Origin of the sequence: Paraburkholderia fungorum (assembly GCF_046026025.1) — a bacterium.
GTDB lineage: Bacteria > Pseudomonadota > Gammaproteobacteria > Burkholderiales > Burkholderiaceae > Paraburkholderia > Paraburkholderia fungorum_E.
In genome coordinates, this window is the sequence record NZ_JAQQFL010000049.1 from 33739 (window position 1) to 54118 (window position 20380).

At 61.9% G+C, this 20380-nt stretch carries 20 protein-coding genes; 5 read left to right on the forward strand and 15 right to left on the reverse strand.

Annotation, left to right across the window (positions count from 1 at the left end; translation table 11 throughout):
• From cheD to flhD, 10 genes are all read right to left on the reverse strand, one after another.
• Window positions 1–768, reverse strand: coding sequence for a chemoreceptor glutamine deamidase CheD (cheD, locus tag PQR67_RS35280; RefSeq protein WP_408467418.1), 768 nt, complete (start codon window positions 766–768; stop codon window positions 1–3).
• Window positions 765–1781, reverse strand: coding sequence for a CheR family methyltransferase (locus PQR67_RS35285; protein ID WP_408467419.1), 1017 nt, complete (start codon window positions 1779–1781; stop codon window positions 765–767). The genes cheD and PQR67_RS35285 overlap by 4 nt, the downstream gene beginning before the upstream one ends.
• A gap of 204 nt (window positions 1782–1985) precedes the next feature.
• On the reverse strand, window positions 1986–3848 hold the full coding sequence (locus PQR67_RS35290; RefSeq protein WP_408467420.1) for a methyl-accepting chemotaxis protein: 1863 nt from the start codon (window positions 3846–3848) through the stop codon (window positions 1986–1988).
• A gap of 49 nt (window positions 3849–3897) precedes the next feature.
• Entirely contained in the window at window positions 3898–4434 is a 537-nt protein-coding gene (gene cheW / locus PQR67_RS35295) for a chemotaxis protein CheW (RefSeq protein WP_408467421.1), read from the reverse strand.
• A 51-nt stretch (window positions 4435–4485) separates the two neighbouring features.
• Entirely contained in the window at window positions 4486–6795 is a 2310-nt protein-coding gene (gene cheA, locus PQR67_RS35300; RefSeq protein ID WP_408467422.1) for a chemotaxis protein CheA, read from the reverse strand.
• Window positions 6796–6903: 108 nt separating this feature from the next.
• Entirely contained in the window at window positions 6904–7281 is a 378-nt protein-coding gene (locus PQR67_RS35305; protein ID WP_030102387.1) for a response regulator, read from the reverse strand.
• A gap of 83 nt (window positions 7282–7364) precedes the next feature.
• A complete protein-coding gene (gene motB / locus PQR67_RS35310) occupies window positions 7365–8372 on the reverse strand; it encodes a flagellar motor protein MotB (protein ID WP_408467423.1) in 1008 nt (335 codons plus the stop codon).
• Between the two features lie 21 nt (window positions 8373–8393).
• A complete protein-coding gene (gene motA / locus PQR67_RS35315) occupies window positions 8394–9254 on the reverse strand; it encodes a flagellar motor stator protein MotA (protein ID WP_408467424.1) in 861 nt (286 codons plus the stop codon).
• A gap of 239 nt (window positions 9255–9493) precedes the next feature.
• Window positions 9494–10054, reverse strand: coding sequence for a flagellar transcriptional regulator FlhC (gene flhC / locus PQR67_RS35320; protein ID WP_106355136.1), 561 nt, complete (start codon window positions 10052–10054; stop codon window positions 9494–9496).
• A gap of 51 nt (window positions 10055–10105) precedes the next feature.
• Entirely contained in the window at window positions 10106–10426 is a 321-nt protein-coding gene (gene flhD / locus PQR67_RS35325) for a flagellar transcriptional regulator FlhD (RefSeq protein WP_006050893.1), read from the reverse strand.
• A gap of 692 nt (window positions 10427–11118) precedes the next feature.
• On the opposite strand from flhD, the gene PQR67_RS35330 reads away from it, so the two are divergent.
• On the forward strand, window positions 11119–12183 hold the full coding sequence (locus PQR67_RS35330) for a glycosyltransferase family 4 protein (RefSeq protein WP_120346543.1): 1065 nt from the start codon (window positions 11119–11121) through the stop codon (window positions 12181–12183).
• Window positions 12184–12488: 305 nt separating this feature from the next.
• Here PQR67_RS35330 and PQR67_RS35335 read toward each other — a convergent pair whose 3' ends face one another.
• A complete protein-coding gene (locus PQR67_RS35335; protein ID WP_120346544.1) occupies window positions 12489–12791 on the reverse strand; it encodes an H-NS histone family protein in 303 nt (100 codons plus the stop codon).
• Between the two features lie 290 nt (window positions 12792–13081).
• Between PQR67_RS35335 and aqpZ the strand changes: the two genes are divergently transcribed.
• On the forward strand, window positions 13082–13822 hold the full coding sequence (aqpZ, locus tag PQR67_RS35340; protein ID WP_408467425.1) for an aquaporin Z: 741 nt from the start codon (window positions 13082–13084) through the stop codon (window positions 13820–13822).
• Between the two features lie 156 nt (window positions 13823–13978).
• Window positions 13979–14674, forward strand: a complete 696-nt coding sequence (locus PQR67_RS35345) for a histidine phosphatase family protein (protein ID WP_408467426.1) — start codon at window positions 13979–13981, stop codon at window positions 14672–14674.
• Between the two features lie 51 nt (window positions 14675–14725).
• On the opposite strand, the gene PQR67_RS35350 is transcribed toward PQR67_RS35345, so the two are convergent.
• Both PQR67_RS35350 and PQR67_RS35355 read right to left on the reverse strand, forming a co-directional pair.
• Window positions 14726–15547 carry a Cof-type HAD-IIB family hydrolase gene (locus PQR67_RS35350; protein WP_408467427.1) on the reverse strand — a complete coding sequence of 274 codons (822 nt, stop codon included), beginning with the start codon at window positions 15545–15547 and terminating at the stop codon, window positions 14726–14728.
• 87 nt (window positions 15548–15634) lie between these two features.
• Entirely contained in the window at window positions 15635–16516 is an 882-nt protein-coding gene (locus PQR67_RS35355) for a glucosamine kinase nucleotide-binding domain-containing protein (RefSeq protein WP_408467429.1), read from the reverse strand.
• Between the two features lie 140 nt (window positions 16517–16656).
• Between PQR67_RS35355 and PQR67_RS35360 the strand changes: the two genes are divergently transcribed.
• A complete protein-coding gene (locus PQR67_RS35360) occupies window positions 16657–17253 on the forward strand; it encodes a DNA-3-methyladenine glycosylase I (protein ID WP_408467430.1) in 597 nt (198 codons plus the stop codon).
• Between the two features lie 187 nt (window positions 17254–17440).
• On the opposite strand, the gene rpsU is transcribed toward PQR67_RS35360, so the two are convergent.
• Both rpsU and PQR67_RS35370 read right to left on the reverse strand, forming a co-directional pair.
• Window positions 17441–17653 carry a 30S ribosomal protein S21 gene (gene rpsU / locus PQR67_RS35365; RefSeq protein ID WP_006050883.1) on the reverse strand — a complete coding sequence of 71 codons (213 nt, stop codon included), beginning with the start codon at window positions 17651–17653 and terminating at the stop codon, window positions 17441–17443.
• Window positions 17654–18011: 358 nt separating this feature from the next.
• Window positions 18012–18953, reverse strand: coding sequence for an aldo/keto reductase (locus PQR67_RS35370; protein ID WP_408467431.1), 942 nt, complete (start codon window positions 18951–18953; stop codon window positions 18012–18014).
• A 268-nt stretch (window positions 18954–19221) separates the two neighbouring features.
• Here PQR67_RS35370 and PQR67_RS35375 point away from each other — a divergent pair, with 268 nt between their 5' ends.
• Window positions 19222–20370: a flagellin gene (locus PQR67_RS35375; protein ID WP_408467432.1), complete on the forward strand. Its 1149-nt coding sequence runs from the start codon at window positions 19222–19224 to the stop codon at window positions 20368–20370.
• Window positions 20371–20380 lie beyond the last annotated feature (10 nt).

The following is a 20380-nucleotide window of genomic DNA, read 5'->3' on the forward strand; positions in this document are numbered from 1 at the left end:
TCACGCCTCCTCTGTAGTTCTGGCGTTGTTTGATTTAATCGGGCGCGGGCCGCCGCCGAACAGCTCGATGCGCGGCTTCGGGCTGCCTGCGCCCGCACCGCCCGCTGCGCCGAACAGTTCGACCTTGGGCCGCGTGGCGGCCGGCGTCGAGAACAATTCGACCCGTTTGCGTGCCGCGGCGAGCCGCTCGGCACGCGCTTCGGCGCTTTGGCGCATCAGCGCCTGTTCGCGTTCGGCCACGCCCGCTTCCTGCTGCAAGCGCAACTTCTTCACCATCACCTGGCCGGTGCGCGGCATGAAAGCGACCTTGCGCGGATGATTTCCCTGCAAATCCTCGGCGACGATGCGGATCTTTTCGAGCGCCAGATAGCGGCGTACGAATTCCGAATTGCGATCGCCGATATTCATCGTCGTCATGCCGGCCAGCACCGCGCCGCCGCCGAACACCTTGGCTTCGAAACGCTCGCGCCGGCCACCGGCCTTGATCAGTTCGTTGATCAGCACTTCCATCGCATACGCGCCGTAGCGCATCGAATCCGACGCGGCTTGCGCGACATCCGCGCCGTCGTCCGGCAGCATGAAGTGATTCATGCCGCCAATGCCGGCCGTGCGGTCCTGAATACAGGCCGCAACGCACGAGCCGAGCACGGTGACGAGCACCATGTCTTCACTCGTTGTGTAGAACTCGTTCGGCAACAGCTTCACGCCAGGGCGTTGGAAGTGATTGTCGAAGTACAGATTGCTGGCGATCGGCAGAGTGCTGCTCATGCGGTCACCCCATTCGCGGCTGTTGTAGCGTTGCCCGTAGCATGGCCCGCATGATTCGACGCACGTGCTGGCGTGCGTCCGCCGGCGCCCGCGTCGCGCGTCAGTTCATAAACGGTCTGGCCGCGCAGCTTGAACGCCTGCGTCACATAGGTGAAGTTTTCCGAGTGGCCGGCAAACAGCAAACCGCCCGATTTCATCGCCGGCTCGAAGCGCGCGAGCACCTGGGCCTGCGTCGGCTTGTCGAAATAGATCATCACGTTGCGGCAGAAAATCGCGTCGAACTGCGAGCGCAACTGGTAGTCGCGATCGGTCAGGTTCAGTTGCTCGAAGCGCACCATCGCGCGCACTTCCGGACGGACCTTGACCATCCCGGCATGCGCGCCGGTGCCTTTCAGGAAGAAGCGCTTGAGGCGCTCGGGCGACAGGTGCTTCACCTGGTCGAACTGATACATGCCGGCTTCGGCTTTCGCCAGCACCTGCGTGTCAATGTCGGTCGCGAGCACGGTGGCCTGGCGCGCGCCGCTGTCGCCGAGCGCTTCGATCAGCGTCATCGCGATCGAATACGGCTCCTCGCCGGTCGAGGCCGCCGAGCACCACACCGAAACTGGCTGCGCGCGGCGCGGCGCGAACTCGGCGAGGATCGGGAAATGGTGCGCTTCGCGAAAGAACGCGGTCAGGTTGGTGGTCAGCGCATTGGTGAACGCTTCCCACTCGGCCGGATCGTTTTCCGCTTCGAGCAGATCGAGGTACTGCTTGAAGGTCTCGAGGCCACGGGCGCGCAGGCGGCGTGCCAGCCGGCTGTACGCCATGTCGCGCTTGTGATCCGACAGTGAAATGCCCGCGCTGCGATGAATCAGATCGCGAATACGAGCGAAATCCGCCGACGTGAATTCGAAATCCCGTCCTTGCTCGCCGGATCTGGCCGGCTCCGCCCGCTCGGGCCGTGCCGGTTGCGGACGTGCCGGTTGCGGACGTGCCGGTTGCGGATGTTGCTGTGCGCGCGTTGCCGTCATGTGAGTTCCTGCCTGCGATACGAGCCATCCGGCTTTTCGTCAAAAGGATTGCTTCTGCCGAAAGGGATTGAGTTCGCGGGGTCGCGCCCGCCCGCGAGTTCTGCCAACACGCGATCGGCCCGCGACACGCCTCTTAAGCGTGCTTCGATGATTCGCCCCTCAGGGAGCGAGATGCCGAATGACCGCATGTCTTCGTGTCACTTTCTAGAACGTTTCCCAGTCCGCGTCCGATCCTGCCGGGGCAGGTCGTGCTGCAGATTCGGATGCGGCGCGGGCCGTCTTCGGTTTGAGAGCCGGCTCGACACGTGAGGTGTCGGCACCGGGCGTGGCCGAAGCCGGTGCTGCAGCATGGCTTGCCGTGCTGGCCGCCTTGCCCGCTGCCGGGTGTGCCGCGGCATGAGCGGACGCTTGCGGCGCTGCCTTTGCCGGCTGTCCATGCTGGCTGCCACGCTTGCCGACGCTCGGGCGTGCCGCCGCCTGCGCACGGGTCGCCGTCACGTTGCCACGCGCCTCGCCGCCCACCTTCCAGCCGTTCACCACCGCTTGCAATTGACGCGTCTGCTCTTCGAGCGACGCCGCCGCAGCGGCTGCCTGTTCGACCAGCGCGGCGTTCTGCTGCGTGACTTCGTCCATCTGCACGACCGCGCGATTCACCTGTTCGATGCCGCCCGACTGCTCTTCGGAAGCCGCGCTGATTTCGCCCATGATGTCGGTCACGCGGCGCACCGCCTGCACGATCTCGTCCATCGTGGTGCCCGCCCGGCCGACCAGCGCGGAACCGCTTTGCACCTTGTCGACCGAGTCGCCGATCAGTTCCTTGATTTCCTTCGCGGCGCTGGCGCTGCGCTGCGCGAGGCTGCGCACTTCGCCCGCGACCACCGCGAAACCGCGGCCCTGCTCGCCGGCCCGCGCGGCTTCGACCGCCGCGTTCAGCGCGAGAATATTGGTCTGGAAGGCGATGCCTTCGATCACGCCGATGATGTCGACGACCTTGTTCGAACTGGTCGCGATACCCTGCATGGTCGTGACAACCTGATTCACCACGTCGCCGCCGCGGGTCGCGATATCGGACGCGCTGACCGCCAGTTGGCTCGCCTGACGCGCGTTCTCGGCGTTCTGCCGCACGGTGCCGGTCAGTTGCTCCATGCTCGAGGCGGTTTCCTGCAGCGACGCGGCCTGCTGTTCGGTGCGTTGCGAGAGATCGGTGTTGCCCATGGCGATTTCGCGCGCGCCGGTGTCGATCGATTCGGTGCTGCTGTGAACCGCCGTCACCATCGTGGCGAGGCTTTCCTGCATCCGCTTGATGCCGGAAAACAGGCGGCCGATTTCGTTACGGCTGAATACTTCGATCGGCTGGGACAGATCGCCCGAGGCCATCCGTTCGAAGCATGCCGTCGCATCGTTCAGCGGCTGCACGATCAGGCCGCGCAGTGCGAAACGGATGCCGACTACCACCAGCAACGCGAGCACGGTGACGGCGATGATCAACGTGGTCATCAGCGATATGTCCGATTGCGCGCTCGACTGCTGATCCACGGCGTGCTGCTGGAGCGCCTTGACGACCGCGGATGCGGCGCTGTCGTACGAAACGAACCACGGGCTGATTTTCGTATCGGCGATGGCGTGATAAGCCGCCAGATCGTTCGCCCGCAAGGCGGCGAATTCAGGCTCCATGCCGTCGCGCATCAGGGACGTGCGACGCGTCACCAGTTCATCCAGTTGCGCCTGGGTCACGCCGTTCTTCGGCGTGTCGAGATAGGTCTGCCAGCTCTGGTTACCCATGCCGTACAGTTCCTGCGCGCGATCGAGGACCTTCTTCGCCTGCTCAGCGTTGCCGGCCGCGCTCAACGCATTGAAACGGTCCAGCGAGACGCGCGAACGCAACAGGTACGACGACGCATCGTCGAGCGCATGAATGGCGACCAGGTCGCCGCGCGCGATCCGGTCGAGCGACCGGCTCGCGTCGTTCAACGCGGTTAGACCCAGCGCGCCGACCACCACGGTCAGCGCGACCAGAATGATCCCCACCATCGTCAACGATGTGCGAATCGACCACCTGCTCAGCATCTTGATGCTCCCTGTTCGATCTGTCTTTCGTACTGGCGCGTAGCGATGCTTACGCGCTGAGCGTTTCGATCAGCGCCATTTCGCGGCTGGTCATCAGCTTCTCGATGTCCATCAGGATCAGCATGCGGCCGTCCACGGTGCCCAGACCCGTGAGGTACTCGGTCGTCAGCGTCGCGCCGAATTCCGGCGCCGGCATGATCTGGTCGGTGGCGAGCGTCAGTACGTCCGACACACCGTCCACCACCATCCCGACCACGCGATGCGCGACGTTCAGGATGATCACCACCGTCTGGTGGTCGTACTCGACACGGCCCAGATGGAACTTGATGCGCATGTCCACGATCGGCACGATGATGCCGCGCAGATTGATCACGCCCTTGATGAACTCAGGTGCATTGGCGATCCTCGTCACGTTGTCGTAGCCGCGGATTTCCTGCACCTTGAGAATGTCGATGCCGTACTCTTCGGCGCCGAGCGTGAAGACGAGGAATTCCTGACCGCCGGCGTCTGCCTGCTGCGCAGCGCGGCGGCCATTCGTACCGCTCGCGTTCGCGACGCTCGAATTGATGGATTGGACTTCTGCCACGTTAGCCCCCAAACGGTTGGGATGAAATGAGTTGAGTGAGTTCTATGAGTGTCATGCGAGGCTCATCGCGCCGTGCGCATGGCGCGTTTCGCGGTTCAGCGCCGCCACGTCCACGATCAGCGCGACACTGCCGTCGCCGAGAATGGTTGCGGCGGAAATGCCATGCACCTTGCGGTAATTCGTTTCCAGATTCTTCACGACCACCTGCTGCTGCCCCACCAGCTCGTCGATCAGCATCGCAAAGCGGCGCCCTTCGGTTTGCATGATGGTGACGATGCCCTGGGTCGGTTCCTGCTTCGCGTCGTCGACCGTGAATACTTCGTGCAGCGCGACGAGCGGCAAATACTCGCCGCGCACGCGCACCACGCGTTCGCCGTTGGCCACCGTGTAGATGTCCTCGGCTTGCGGCTGCAGCGACTCCATCACGAAGTTCAGCGGCAAAATGAAAATCTCGTTGCCGACCTTGACCGACATGCCGTCGAGAATCGCCAGCGTGAGCGGCAAAACGATGCGTGTGGTGCTGCCCTTGCCCGCATGCGAGGTGATCTCCACGTGACCACCCATCGACTGGATGTTGCGCTTCACCACGTCCATGCCGACGCCGCGGCCGGAGACGTCCGTAACCTGCTCCGCCGTTGAAAAGCCCGGCAGGAAAATCAGGTTCCAGACTTCTTCGTCGGTCATGCTTTCGCTGACCTGCATGCCCTGCTTCGCGGCCTTCGCGAGAATCTTGTCGCGGCGCAAACCGGCGCCGTCGTCGCTCACCTCGATGACGATGTTGCCGCCATGGTGAGCCGCCGACAGCACGAGCTGGCCAGTCGAATCCTTACCCGCCGCGCGCCGCGCTTCCACGGTTTCAATGCCGTGGTCGAGACTGTTGCGCACGAGGTGAGTCAACGGATCGATGATCCGTTCGATCAGGCTCTTGTCGAGTTCGGTCGCCTGACCGAAGGTGACGAGCTCCACTTCCTTGCCGAGTTTCGCCGCCAGATCGCGCACCAGACGCGGGAAGCGGCTGAACACGTAATCCATCGGCATCATGCGGATCGACATCACCGCTTCCTGCAGATCGCGGGCGTTGCGCTCGAGCTGGGCCATGCCGTTGAAGAGGCGATCGTGCAGCGCCGGATCGAAGGTGCTGGTGGTCTCGGCCAACATCGCCTGCGTGATCACCAGTTCGCCGACCAGGTTGATCAGTTGATCGACCTTCTCGACGCCAACGCGAATCGAGCTGCCTTCCGCGCCGCCTGCCGCCGCGGTCGGACGCGCGCCGGCCTTGCGGTCCTGCTCGGCGGGCGCAGCGGTACTGGCTGCCGTGCTTGCCGCCGGTGCGGGTGCTGTCGCGGCGGACGCCGGGCTCGTTGCAGGCGAGGCCGGGGTATCGAACAGTCCGTGCGTGGCTGCGGCTTGAGCGGGCGCAGCGGTGTGGGCCGCCGGTGCCGACGATGCTGCGCGCTCCGCCTGTGCTGCTGGTGCGGACTGTGCTGCCTGTGCTGCTTGCACCGGGGTCGAATCGGCAGCGTCGGGCGTTCCAGGTTCGCCTTGCTGCGTCTCGTCCGCCGGTGCTGTGCCACGGCTGATCGAAATCTGACTTTCGTCGATCACGAAGCAGCACACGGCGGTAATGTCGTCGGAGGTCACATCGGTCTGGAGCCACAGCGTCAATTCGCCGCCGCTCTTGACCTGCCCGACGATGTTGCCCAGGTTGCCGAGCTCTTCGGCCAGCAGTTCCTGGTCCTTCTCACCTACGCCCCGTAGCGTAATTTTCAGATGGGGGCCGGCGTCACCGCCAGCGCCCGCGGCTTGCCCGGTCTGTGCCGGTTCGCCGTCAGTCCATTCCCCCGCCGCCTGCACCACCTGTTCGACGACGTGCTCGGGCGGCGTACCGCCTTGACCTGCTGTTTGCGTTTCCAATGGCGCCGTTGCCACGGGCGCCGCCGCCGGCACTCCGGCAGGTGCGGCATCGAAGCGGCTTTCCGCATGCAACTGTTCGAGCTTCGCGCAGATCGCCTTGGCGACGGCCGCATCCGGCTCGGCGCTCGCGCGATAGTCGGCGAGCTGGCCCGACAACACGTCCTTGGTTTCGAGGAACGTGTCGATCATGTCCTTGCGCAGCACGAGTTCGTTATTGCGCGCGCGGTCGAGCAGCGATTCGAGAATGTGGGTCGTCTCCGTCAGCGCGGTAAAGCCGAACGTCGCCGCGCCGCCCTTGATCGAATGCGCCGCGCGGAAAATCGCCGCGAGGTCTTCGGGGTCCGGGTGGGCGATATCCAGATTGAGCAGCAACTGCTCCATCTGCGCGAGCAGTTCGTCCGCTTCGTCGAAGAAGGTCTGATAGAACTGAGTGATGTCGAGTGTCATGCCTGGGTCACCGCGAGAGTTCCTGTCTACGCTTGGGCTGTCGTGCCGCCGCGTCGAGAGCTTCTATAACTTGTCTAAAGGTGGCGCTTATGGGGTGCCTGCCGGCGCTCATGCCTCACCCGGTTCGGCCAACGCCGCCACCAGTTCGGTCAGCATGTCGGGGTCGAGTGGCTTTTCGATCCAGCCGGTCGCCCCCGCTGCCCGTGCCGCCGCCTTGAAGGGCTCGCCCGATTCCGTCGTGAGGACGAGGATGGGTGTCGCCTCGTAAGCCGGGTTGCCGCGCAGTTCGGTAATCAGATCGAGGCCGGTCTTACCCGGCATGTGCTGGTCCGTCAGCACGAGGTCGAACGACATGGCGAGCGCGTTTTCGAGCCCCTCATTGCCATCCGCCGCGAGCGTCACTTCATAGCCTGCCGTCGTCAGCGTTGCGGCAAGGATTTGCCGCATCGATGCCGAATCGTCGATTGCCAGGATGTGCCTGATCATGAAAACCTCGCTGCACTTACGCTATGGATCGCCGGGCAGTCCGCGCCACATCGGCGCCACGCCAGCCAGGCGATCGTTGTCTGTTACGGGGCCGCCGGCGCTACCACCGGTGCCTTCGGTGCAACCGTCACCGGTTGCGCAAGCTTTTGCAGCAGCGGCTTGGAGCCGGCCGCGTCGTCCGACAAGGTGGTCGTGGTGGAGTCGTCATGGTCAAGCGCCTCCTCCGACTTCTTGTTCAGCACGATGATACTGATGCGGCGGTTCTCCGGGTCCATCGGGTCCGCCTTGTTCAGGTTCTGCGTCGACGCGAGGCCCAGCACGCGCATCACCTTCGCTTCGTCCATGCCGCCGCCGATCAGCTCGCGACGCGACGCGTTGGCGCGGTCCGCGGACAGTTCCCAGTTGCTGTAGCCCTTCTCGCCGCCGGCGTACTGCGCGGCGTCGGTGTGCCCTTGCACGATGATGCGGTTCGGCACGTCGTTCAGCGTGTGGCCGATTTCGCGCAGGATGTCGCGCATGTACGGTTCAACCACGTCTCTCGCGGTCGCGAACATCGGCCGCTTCTGCGAGTCGACGATTTCGATGCGCAGGCCGGTCAGCGTCGAATCGATGCGGATCTGCTGCTTGAACTGGCGCAGTATCGGATTCGCTTCGATCGCGGCCATCAGCTTGACCTGCAGGTCGTGCAGACGGACCTGTTCGCGACGTTCCAGCTCGCCCTGCGACTGCTTGTCCGAGTCGTCGTTGCTATGGGAGACCGTGCGCTCGGCGCGCGCGCTCGAACCATCGGTCGAGCGGGTCACGCCCTGCGCGTCGGTCGAAATGTCGCGGCCGCCGCCCTTCAGAATGCTCGAGTCCTCGGCGCTGCGATCGCCGCCCCACAACGTGATCTTCAACGGCTGGTTGAAGTAATCGGCGATGCCCTTCAACTGCACGGTGGAAGCCGAACTCAGCAGCCACATCAGCAGGAAGAACGCCATCATCGCGGTCATGAAGTCCGCATACGCGAGCTTCCATGCGCCGCCGTGATGGCCTTTCTTGGCCGGCGCGGAGCGCTTGACGATAATGGCGCGGTCTTTGTCCTTGCTCATCGAATCGGTTCCCGGCGCCCGTTACTTGGCTTTGACTCGGCGCACGTGCTCTTCCAGCTCGGCGAACGACGGGCGTTCAGTCGAGAAGAGCACCTTGCGGCCGAATTCGACGGCAATAGCCGGCGCATAGCCATTCAGGCTCGCGAGAATCGTCACCTTGATGCACTGGAACATCTTGGTCGACTCGGTCACGCGCTGTTCGGCGACGCTCGCGAGCGGTCCGATCAGGCCGTACGAAAGCAGAATCCCGAGGAAGGTGCCGACCAGCGCCTGGGCGATCATCTCGCCGAGCACCGCGGGCGGCTTGTCGGCCGAGGCCATGGTGTGCACCACGCCCATCACCGCGGCCACGATCCCGAACGCCGGCATGGCGTCGCCGACCTTGTTCAGGGCGTGCGCGGGCGCCTCGCCTTCCTGGTGATGCGTCTCGATCTCCTCGTCCATCAGGCTTTCGATCTCGAACGCGTTCATGTTGCCGCCCACCATCAACCGCAGGTAGTCGGTCAGGAATTCGATAATGTGCTTGTCGGCAAGAATCTTCGGGTATTGCGTGAAGATCGGGCTCTTTGCCGGATCGTCGATGTCGGCTTCCAGCGTCAGCGTGCCTTCTTTGCGCGCCTTGGCCAGCAGGACGTACAGGAGCGCCATCAGCTCCATATACACGTCCTTGTTGTACTTCGCGCCCTTGAACAGGGTCGGAATGACGCGCAGTGTCGCCTTGATCGTCTTCATCCCGTTGCCGAGAATGAACGCGCCAACGCCGGCGCCGACGATCATCAGCACTTCGACAGGCTGCAGCAGCGCGCCGAGATGGCCGCCTTCCAGCGCGTAACCGCCGAAAACGGACAATAGCGTCACGAGTGTTCCCACGAAAATCAGCACTGCCGAGCCCTCACAAAGAAGCGACGGTGACCGTCGTTAATCTGGTTTACGGCAACGGAGCAGAAAACTTTGACGGAAAAGCGGCGCGTCACTCCGGTGTAAACCAGAGGCGGGTTAAACCCGGCCGCCAAGGCCTGGCGCGGGCCAATGGGGCCGGAATGCCCGCCGGATGGCGGTTTGAACGCGTATGACGGCATCTGCACCGGGTTGCGAGCCTTGGGCCGATGCCGCTTTATAGGTCAAACCTCAAGCGCGGCAAGGCTTTCGCGAGCCCGGGCGTCGGCAAATTTCTTTGTCTTACCCGCGCGCGAAGGGGGCTGGCACAGCCCGCAGACGAAGGCGTGCTGCGGATCGTGCGCATGCGCGACAAAATGTCCGCCGCACCGGCAACAGGCGGTCATTTGCAGCATTCCGGAGTCGAAGAAACGCACTAGCGTCCAGGCACGCGTGAGACTGAGCACGGGCTCGTCGTCGTGCATCTGGACGTGTTCGAGGTAGAGCCGGTAGCTCTTCACGATCGACTGGATCGTCAGACAGCCGCCGTGGCCGGCCATGAAACGGTAGATGTTATAGAACAGCGATGAGTGAAAGTTCGGCTGCCAGGTCATGAACCAGTCGGTCGAAAAGGGCAACATGCCCTTGGGTGGCGACACCCCTTTCAGTTCCTTGTACAGCTTGATAAGCCGGTCGCGCGACAGGCTGGTTTCAGCTTCCAGCAGTTGCAACCGCGCGCCGAGTTCGATCAGCTCGATGGCCAGGGTGATTTCCCTGACTTCCTGCACCACACTTTTGTACGCCATGCGTTTGCATTTCCCCGGTCCTGATCGCTTTATTTGAACTAAAAGCTGCCGTCAGCCGAGTTGCTCGACTGGCTGGCTTGCCATCAGGATCGCGGAATGCGCCTGAGCCACGGCGCTGGATTTGCCTTTGTCCGCAAGGGCGGACAGCACGGCATGGTCATCGAAACGAAAACGGCACAACACCTGATTGGACGCCGCCAGCTTCACGGTCTGCGCCAACGACAGATTGGCGAGCACGTCGGCCAACTGGTCCGAAATCCCCATGCGAAACATGCCCATCGGCTTGTCTTCGCGCAGCAGACGCTGTGCGAGCAGGAGATAAGACAGGTTGACTTCTCTGATCTCATTGAGCATTTCGCTTGTCGCGCTCATGATTCCCCCGGGGTGTATCTGGCTGGTCAGGCCGTTACGGAAACGTTTGCTCGAACGCGCGCACTTAAACCGCACGAATCGGCTCGTTTCTGGTCTTGCGAGCATTGTGTCGAAAGGGGGAGCGGACGAAAATCGGACAGACACCCTGCCTATCTGACGGATTAATCCGTCATTCGTGTAGGAATTTTTCCTACACGGAGGCTGTCTGGAAAATGGCTGAGGCAGGTGAGACGCCGCGCAGCTTGGACTTCGCGATGCGTTATGGATGATTCTTCGGCGGAAATGTGAACCAAATGGTGAGTTTTGAGCGACTCGCCATCCGCACCTTGCAGCGGTGAGGAAGAATTATAAGACGTTTTCACTTCTGCGCAACGCGCCTCCCAGGTGCTCCGGGACCGCTCCTTGCTGGGCTTCTTCAGCGTTTGAAAATCCACCAGTCGTGCTTCCCGGCTCTCCGGGGAGCCCTCCTGCCGACCTGTAACGCATCATGTTTCGCGCTGTAACAACATTAAGCGTTTGAAAAATAACTCGAATTAACGTGGTCGATCCCGATAATGAGGCTCAGGGATTACCCGATGCAGGTTCGGAGCACCCCCGGGCGGCGGCCTACCGCGCCCAACCGTCCGTCAGGCATTCGCTCCCCGCTCTACCCGAGCGTCGCTGTGCGAAGCCGTTTTGAACAGGAGAAACGCATGCGAATCGCACAGATTGCGCCCTTATACGAAGCTGTCCCGCCGAAACTCTACGGCGGCACCGAACGCGTCGTCTCGTATCTGACTGAAGCGCTGGTCGACCTCGGCCACGACGTCACGCTGTTTGCGAGCGGCGACTCGGTCACCTCCGCGAACCTCGACGCCTGCTGGCCTCGTGCGTTGCGCCTCGACCCGACGATCCGCGATGCGCTGGCGCCGCATGTCCTGATGATGGAAAAAGTGCGCAAGGTCGCCCATGAGTTCGACGTGCTGCACTTTCACCTCGACTACTTGCCGTTCCCGCTCTTCACCACCATGGACACGCCGTTCGTGACCACGCTTCACGGCCGCCTGGACTTACCGGAACTCCAACCGGTGTTCGACGCATTCTCGAATGTGCCGGTCGTGTCGATTTCGGATTCACAGCGCGCGCCGCTGCCTCAGGCCAACTGGCTGAACACGATTTACCACGGCCTGCCCGAGCAACTGCTCACGCCGCAAACGCACAAGAAGCCGGAATACCTGGCGTTTCTCGGCCGCATCTGTCCGGAGAAGCGCGTCGATACAGCTATCAAGATCGCTGCACAGAGCGGTTTGCCGCTGAAGATCGCCGCCAAGGTGGACAAGGTCGACCAGGAATACTTCAAGAAGGAAATCGAACCGCTGCTTTCCATGGCGCACGTGGAGTTCGTCGGCGAAATCAACGAGGCGCAAAAGCCCGAGTTTCTGTCGGGCGCCAAGGCGCTGCTGTTCCCGATCGACTGGTCGGAGCCGTTTGGCCTCGTGATGATCGAATCCATGGCGTGCGGCACGCCGGTGATCGCATTCAACCGCGGTTCGGTGCCTGAAGTGATCGACCACGGCGTGACCGGCTACATTGTCGAGGACGTTCAAGGCGCGGTCGCCGCGCTGCAGCGCCTGGACGAACTGTCGCGCACCGAGATCCGCGCCCAGTTCGAACGCCGCTTCAGCTCGAAAACGATGGCTCAGAATTACGTTGACGGCTATTCGACGCTGATCAATGCGACGCGCCGCCCGGTGTTGCGCCAGGTAGCAATGGGATAAGGGCTGGGGCTGTGCGACGCGCTTAAGCGACTGGCGTATTTATGCGCCCAGCCGCTTAAGCCGTACTTCCAGCGCTTACGCCGGTTTCCAGTTTGCACGCCAATCGTGAGTAAATTTTTCTTGTGAATCGTTTGCGCGAGTGGTTAGCGTGAGTTAACCCGCTTCCGCTTCGGAAAAGCCGCCCTTCAGAGGCGGCTTTTTTAATGCCGACGTGGATACGCTTCCATCCCGGATTAGCGCAGCAAAAATTAACAACCCCGCACCAATCAACCTTCAGTTGGCTTTCACCTGGGCCGGCGGGATATTCAAGCTGCGCCAATCACAAAGCGTTCGCGGTTCTTGCCGACAATCCACTTTGGCGGTTTGCCGCGCCCACTCCAGGTATTACCCGATTTCGGGTCCTGGTACTTGGCCGGCAGCGGCGCCTTCTTCGGCGGGCGTCCGCGCCGTGCGGCAACTGCAAAACCGAGATCTTGCGCGGTTAGACCGTATTCAGCGATCTTTTGGCGGATGTCAGCGACAACGTTATCGATTTCAGTACGCCGTGCTTCGTCAGCCTGTGCCTGCAATTTGGCGATCTGCGCCTTGAGGTCTGCATATTGAGACATTTCGGTTCTCCCCTTTTTTAGAACTCATTCGCTCGCAGACTAGCTGCAATTATAAAAATTCGCAATGGATAATAATACCGATTTATGAAGAAATCATCTGATAATTATTAAGCGTCGATGAATTGTAAAACGGCATCTTTATCGCAGAATAATAGGTAAAGGAGACTCCACATTGACAATTCTTGACACCTAATCCGGCAGTCTTTCCCTAGAATTGCGCGCTCAATGGCATGCATCTGCGCTTAGCGCTCCTGCCACTCCAAGCGCCAAACATTTTAGGATTACCAATCATGCAATTGTCAAAGCGTCTCGCGGCCGAGTTGTTCGGCACCTTCTGGCTCGTGCTCGGGGGCTGCGGCAGCGCCGTCCTCGCCGCTAACTTCGCGGGCCCGGTCCACGGACTCGGCATCGGCTTCGTGGGTGTCGCGTTCGCCTTCGGCCTCACCGTGCTGACCATGGCTTATGCGATCGGCCACATTTCCGGCTGCCACCTGAATCCGGCGGTGAGCGTCGGCCTGACCGTCGCCGGCCGCTTTCCGGCGCGCGACCTGCTGCCGTACATCGTCGCGCAGGTAATCGGCGCGGTGCTAGGTGCGCTGGTGCTGTCGTTGATCGCATCGGGCAAGCCGGGTTTCGACCTCGTCGCCAGCGGTTTCGCCAGCAACGGTTACGGTGATCGCTCGCCGGGCCACTACTCGCTCGCGGCCGCGTTCATTTGCGAAGTGGTGATGACCGGCTTCTTCCTGTTCGTGATCCTCGGCGCAACCGACAAGCGCGCGCCGGCCGGTTTCGCACCGATCGCCATTGGCCTGTGCCTGACGCTGATTCACCTGATCTCGATTCCAGTCACCAACACGTCAGTCAACCCGGCGCGCTCGACCGGCCCGGCGCTGTTCGTTGGCGGCGCAGCGGTCGATCAACTGTGGATGTTCTGGCTCGCACCGATTCTCGGCGCGGTGATCGCAGGCGTGCTGTACCCGGTCATTGCCGAAAGCCGCCGCGGCAATTCGCAGGAGCCGGTGCTCAACTGAGTCAACGGGTTCGCCAGGTGTGCGTATCCGGAACAGTCAGAGCGGGGGCTACGGCGCCCGCTCTGACTTTGTACGCACCAGACGGGCAACCCAGTGGTGTACCAACGGTCCGCTGCTAGAATCGTGCGACTTTCCAAGCTCGCACAGGTTCTACCCATGACCCGTTTCCGCGGATTCCTGCAAGGCGTCGCACTCTCCATCGGCGGCTTGTGTGTGGGCGCACTGGCACTCCCCGCGGCCCATGCGGCGGACAGCAATACTGAAACGCTCGTATTCGTACGCCACGGCGAGAAACCCGCCAAGGGCTATGGCCAGCTCAATTGCCAGGGGCTCAACCGGGCGCTGGCGCTGCCGGCGGTCATCGCCGCCAAGTTCGGCAAGCCGGATGCGATCTATGCGCCCGATCCCGGCCAGCAAAAGGACGACAGCGGCCACCCCTACTACTATATTCGGCCGCTAGCGACCATCGAGCCGACCGCCATCCAGTTTCAGATGCCGGTGCAAACCCCGTACGGGTTCGCCCAGATCGATCAACTCGGCACGGCACTCGTCGAGCCGTCCAATCGCAATAAGCTGATTGTCGTTGCGTGGGAGCACAAGCTGATTGTGAAGTTGTTGCGTCAGATGATGAGCGCGCACGGCGGCAACGCCGCCGATGTCCCCAACTGGCACAGCGACGACTTCGACAGCATTTACATTGTTCGCCTCAACTGGCAAAACGGCACGGCCCGCGCCAGCTTCAAGCTTGACCACCAGGGACTGAACGGCCGCGCTACGGATTGCCCTTGCGCCGCGCTGCCGGGTGCCCCTTCAGCGGCTGCGGCCGGGGCTTCCGCGAGCTCCGCCGATTAATCGGGCAATGCAGATGATATAAGGCGTGGTTACCGGCGCGGCAGTCCGTTTTCAGGACATCAGTTCGTCGTCGAGCGAGAAAAGTTTGCGCAGATGACGCGCGACGCCCGCTTCGAAGTTGTTGCCGATGCGCGGCACGTTCGGCAGGCGCGTGATGAGATCGGGATTGGCGTTGTTCATCATGAACGGATGGCCGGCTGTCTCAAGCAGATCGATATCGTTCATGTTGTCGCCGAACGCCACGCATTGCGAGGCGGCGACGCCGAGGCGTTCGAGCACGATTTGCAACGCGCGCCCCTTCGATACGTTCGACGTCATCACTTCCAGACAATCCGGCAACGAATAGGTGACATACAACGCGTCGCCGAATTCGCGCGCCAGATTGACCGAGATCTGCGCGAGATCTGCGGGGTCCCCAATGTAAAGGACCTTCGCGATGTCGGCACCGTCGTGCCTGGGCAGATCGGTCACTTCGTACGTGAAGCCGGAATCCTGGTGGAATTTCAACAGGTCTGGCGCATCCCGGTCGATCAACCACGCCTCGTCGGCGAACAGGTTGACGATCACACGGCCATGCGCGCCAACGATTTCCGGCAGCACCAGGCGTTGCACGATGGCCGGCGGCAAGTCGTCGGCGTGGAGCACCGTGTTGTCCGGCGCGTGAATGCGTGCGCCGTTCGACGTGATCAGATACGGGTTGATGCCCAGCAGATCGCGAATAGCCGCAACGTCGCAGTAGTGGCGCCCCGTCGCGATCACGAAGTGCAGCCCCTCGCTTTCGAGCTTACGCACGGTCGCGATCGTGAACGGGTCCACCTGATGATCGGCGTTGAGCAGGGTGCCGTCGAGGTCTGTGGCAATGACTTTGTACATAATGTGAGCAGCCGGGCAGCGTCAAAGATTACATTTTACCGTTGTGCGCGGCATCCGCGAGATCGCGACCCGCGCGCTCCAGCAGTCTTAACCGGCGACGCGAACCGCTTCGCGCTGCGCTAGCTGCAACCCGCCATGTGCCGAGTCGGCCAGCGGCTCGCGCAAACGGGCCTGATAAATCTGTGGCACGTACTCACGCAAGGGCGCACCGAGGCCGCCGCACAGCGCGACCGGCAGGCCTGCCGAAGGGTCGAGCGCCGCAATCATCTTGCCCACGTCCACGCCGGCCTCGCCAAGCAAATGCGCCGCGAAAGGGTGCGTACGGTGCGCGATGACAAGCGGCGCAAGCTTCGCATAAGCGGTCTGATTGGCTTCGCACAGCCAGACGATGAGGCTGTCGCGATCATGTGCGCCGGTGTGGGCGAGCAGCACCTGGGCCAGATCGTCATTGGGCACACGCCCGTCGAGCGCCTGCTGCGCGTGTACGATGGCCCGCAATCCGAGCCAGGCGCCGCTCGCTTCGTCACCGGATGGGTAGCCGAAGCCGCCGGCGACCCGGCATTCGCCATCGGCGTCGAGAACGGCCGCCTGACTGCCCGTGCCGAGCGCGACGACCACGCCTTGCGCGCCGCCGTGCGCGCCGAGCAAGGTGGTGTACACATCGCTTTCCACCGCGAGCCCGGCTAGCGCCGGCGCATGCGCACGAAAGGCGGCCAGCCAGTCGCGATTATTGACCCCAGCCAAGCCGCAACCGAGTACGCAGCGCGACCAATCCAGCGGCACGCCGGCACGTGCAAATGCTTGGGCGCAACTGTCTCCGATGGCCTGCCACGCGCGCTCCACACCGAGACCCAACCCCGATGGCCCGCCCGCAGCCTGTGCAAGTTCGCGGCCTTGCGCGTTGCCGAGTACGACGCGCGTACCGCTACCGCCGCCGTCGATGCCGATCAGAAAGAGGTCTTTATTCATCGAATTGAGTGAGTTCAGGTGGTGAATACCGCATAGCGTGGCAGGTCAGTTTCGATCCTGCAATCGGCCGAATGGCCAGCTTGCAGGACTCCCGGCTTCGGCTATGCTGACGAGCGACATGACCACACGGGAGCGCGAAAGTGACACAGCGATGCAACTGGGTATCGAGCGAATCGCTCGCACACTACCATGACACCGAATGGGGCGTGCCTTCGCGCGACGATCAGCATCTGTTCGAAATGCTTGTGCTGGAGGGGGCTCAGGCGGGTTTGTCATGGTCGACGATTCTCAACAAACGGACCGGCTATCGTCGTGCATTCGCCGATTTCGACATCGATAAGGTCGCGCGCTTTACCCCCAAACAGGTCGACGCGCTGGTGCTGGACGAAGGCATTGTGCGTCATCGCGGCAAGATCGAATCCGCCATTACCAACGCACGCGCAGTGCAGGAAATTCAGGCCGAGCATGGCTCGCTCGCCAACTTCATATGGTCGTTCGTCGATCAGACGCCGATCCAGAACGATTGGGCATCGTACAAACAGGCGCCGGCATCCACGGAAATTTCGGACGCGCTCAGCAAGGGGTTGAAGCGCTATGGCTGCAAATTCGTCGGCTCGACGATCTGCTACGCGTTTATGCAGGCGGTCGGCTTGGTGAACGACCACGAGGCGAGCTGCATGTGCCGCGCGCGATGCGCGGCGCTCGGCAAGAAGGGACGCAATCGCAAAGCGGGCTGAGGCGGCAGCGGTCGCCGCCGCTCGCCGGCGCCTGACGCAACACACCGGCGACCGAAACCAAACCCGCTCAACCGCCAGGACCCAAAGCCAACCGGCACCCCAAAAGCAAAACGGCGATGTGGCTTCTTTCGAAGCTCACACCGCCGTTCGGCGTACAGTGCGCGAAATGCAGCGCGGAAAAGCGTGCTTAGTGCAGCTTTTTCGGCAGCATCTGGCTGCGCAGGCGCTTGTGCAGGCGCTTCACAGCAGCAGCCTTCTTGCGCTTACGTGCCGTGGTCGGCTTTTCGTACGATTGACGTTCACGCAGTTCAGCGATCAGGCCATTCTTTTCGATTGCGCGACGAAAGCGGCGAATCGCCACTTCGAACGGCTCATTTTCTTTCAGAAGAATCGTCGTCATGTAATTCCTAACTCAATCACTTGATAGGGGTAAATTGCGTGGCGGGATACCGCTCACGCGCCGGCCCTCCGGTCGTTTCGATTCATGGCCAGTAACAGGCAAACGCGGGAAAAACCCGGCCAAACCACGAATGAAACGAAAGGCACAACGGCCACGGAGGCCGGAAAAGAGAGGTGGGGAGTTCACCGCGGAACGCGGACAGACGTAATGCCAAAGCCACGCCTGCTGCCGTTTCGCCAACCTTTCATCAATGAAAAACATTGACGAAACAGGCAAAGATCTCAATTCACTCTCGATGATATCAGGAAACACACCATCCTACCAGGGGTTTAGCGATTGCGCCAGGTCCCTTGCGCGCTCAGGCGCTCGCCTCGTCCAGTTCGCGGATATCCGCGCCGGTCAACATCAGATGGACGGCGGCGGCCAGGCTTTTGAGCTGGTCGACCGAGGTCGCGCTGGCAATTGGGGCCGTTACACTTGGGCGGGCAATCAGCCATGCCAGTGCGACGGTGGCGGGCGTGCTGCCGTGCCGTTCGGCGACCCGCTCGAGCGCGTCCAGAATCCGTAAACCCCGTTCGTTCAGATATTTCTCGACCCGGCTGCCACGTGCCTTGTTGGCCAGATCGGCCTGTGACCGGTACTTGCCGGACAGAAAGCCGCTTGCAAGACTCCAGTACACCACCACGCTGAGCTGATTGGCGAGCGCCACCGGCTCGGTGTCGCGCTCATACTCAGCACGGTCGTACAGGTTGTACTCCGGCTGCAGCAATTGATACTCAGGCAGCCCGTGCTGCCGGGATACGGCGAGCGCTTCCTCGATACGCGCCCCGCTATAGTTCGACGCACCGATCACCCGCACTTTGCCCGCCTCGATCAGCTTCTGATAGGCACCAAGCGTTTCGACCAAAGGCGTTTCAGTATCGTCGTCGTGAGAAAAATAGACATCGATGTAATCGGTCTGCAAGCGTCGCAGCGAATCTTCGACTGCCGCCTGAATATTCGCAGCAGATAAACCCTTGCGCTGCGGATGCTTGGAAACCTTGGTGGCGAGCACGATCCTGTCACGCTTGCCGCTCTGCCTGAACCACTTGCCGATAATGGTTTCCGATTCGCCGCCCTGGTTGCCCGGCGCCCACGCGGAATAGACATCGGCGGTATCGACGAAGTTGAGTCCCGCATCGACAAATGCATCGAGGATCGAAAACGAGGTGGCTTCATCGGCGGTCCAGCCAAATACATTGCCACCGAACATAAGCGGCGCGACCTCTAATTCGGAACGTCCAATCCGGCGCTTTTGCATGATTTTTCCAGGGTTTGCCTCAAGAGAAAAGGAGAATACGCCGTCTTTTCAATACGTGCAGCGGAGCGCCCGAACAAGGCTGCAAGCGGCTTGCAGACGAGTGAACGCGTAACCCGCCGTAAAAACAATTGGGTCGCTATAGCACAAAGTCCCTCAAGTTTTTTTTAGACGCGCCGTCAACCTTCACTGAGGCGGCCAGCAATGAACGAGTGCTTCCGCCGATGCCAACGTGGCGTATTGGGCTCAAGGCTTATTTAGGAGATTTTCCATGCTCGGAATCAATAGCAACATCAACTCGCTGGTTGCACAGCAAAACCTTAATGGCTCGCAAAGCGCCCTTTCGCAAGCCATCACCCGTCTGTCGTCGGGCAAGCGCATCAACAGCGCAGCGGACGACGCAGCAGGTCTGGCGATCTCGACGCGTATGCAAACGCAGATCAACGGCCTGAACCAGGGCGTGTCGAATGCGAACGACGGCGTGTCGATGATCCAAACCGCATCGAGCGCACTGTCCTCGCTGACTTCCAGCCTGCAACGTATTCGTCAGCTGGCTGTGCAGGCATCGACCGGCACGCTGTCGTCGAGCGACCAGGCCGCACTGCAACAGGAAGTTTCGGCACAGATCTCGGAAGTGAACCGTATCGCGTCGCAAACGACGTACAACGGCACGAACATTCTGGACGGCTCGGCAGGTAACGTGACGTTCCAGGTCGGCGCGAACGTTGGCCAGACCATCAGCCTGAACCTGAGCCAATCGATGTCGGCAGCGAAGATCGGTGGCGGCCTGGTGCAAACGGGTCAAACGGTCGGCTCGGTCAACGTCAGCCTGACGACGGCAGGTGTCTACACGTCGGCTGCCAACCCGGCAATCACGGCAATCAACGTGCTGTCGGACGGCCAAGGCGGCTACACGTTCACCGACCAGAACAACCAGGCAATCGCAGAGACCGTCGCAGCCGCAGTTTTCGGCGCGGGCGCAACATCGGGCACCGGCGTCGCCGTCGCACCGCTGGCACTCCAGGCCGCTGCTTACACAACGGCAGGTGCGGGTTCCGCCGCTCAGGCATCGGCAGTCGCGCAAATCAACGCGATCAACGTTCCGCCGACGGTGTCGGGCCTCAACATCAGCACGGTCACCGGCGCGAACGAAGCGATGGTCTCGATCGACAATGCACTGCAAACGGTGAACAACCTGCAAGCATCGCTGGGTGCCGCGCAAAACCGCTTCACGGCAATCGCATCGTCGCAGCAAGCTGAATCGACCGACCTGTCGTCGGCACAATCGCAAATCACGGACGCCAACTTCGCACAAGAAACGGCGAACCTGAGCAAGGCGCAAGTGCTGCAACAAGCTGGTATCTCGGTGTTGGCGCAAGCTAACTCGAACCCGCAGCAAGTTCTGAAGCTCCTGCAATAAGAGCTGACGT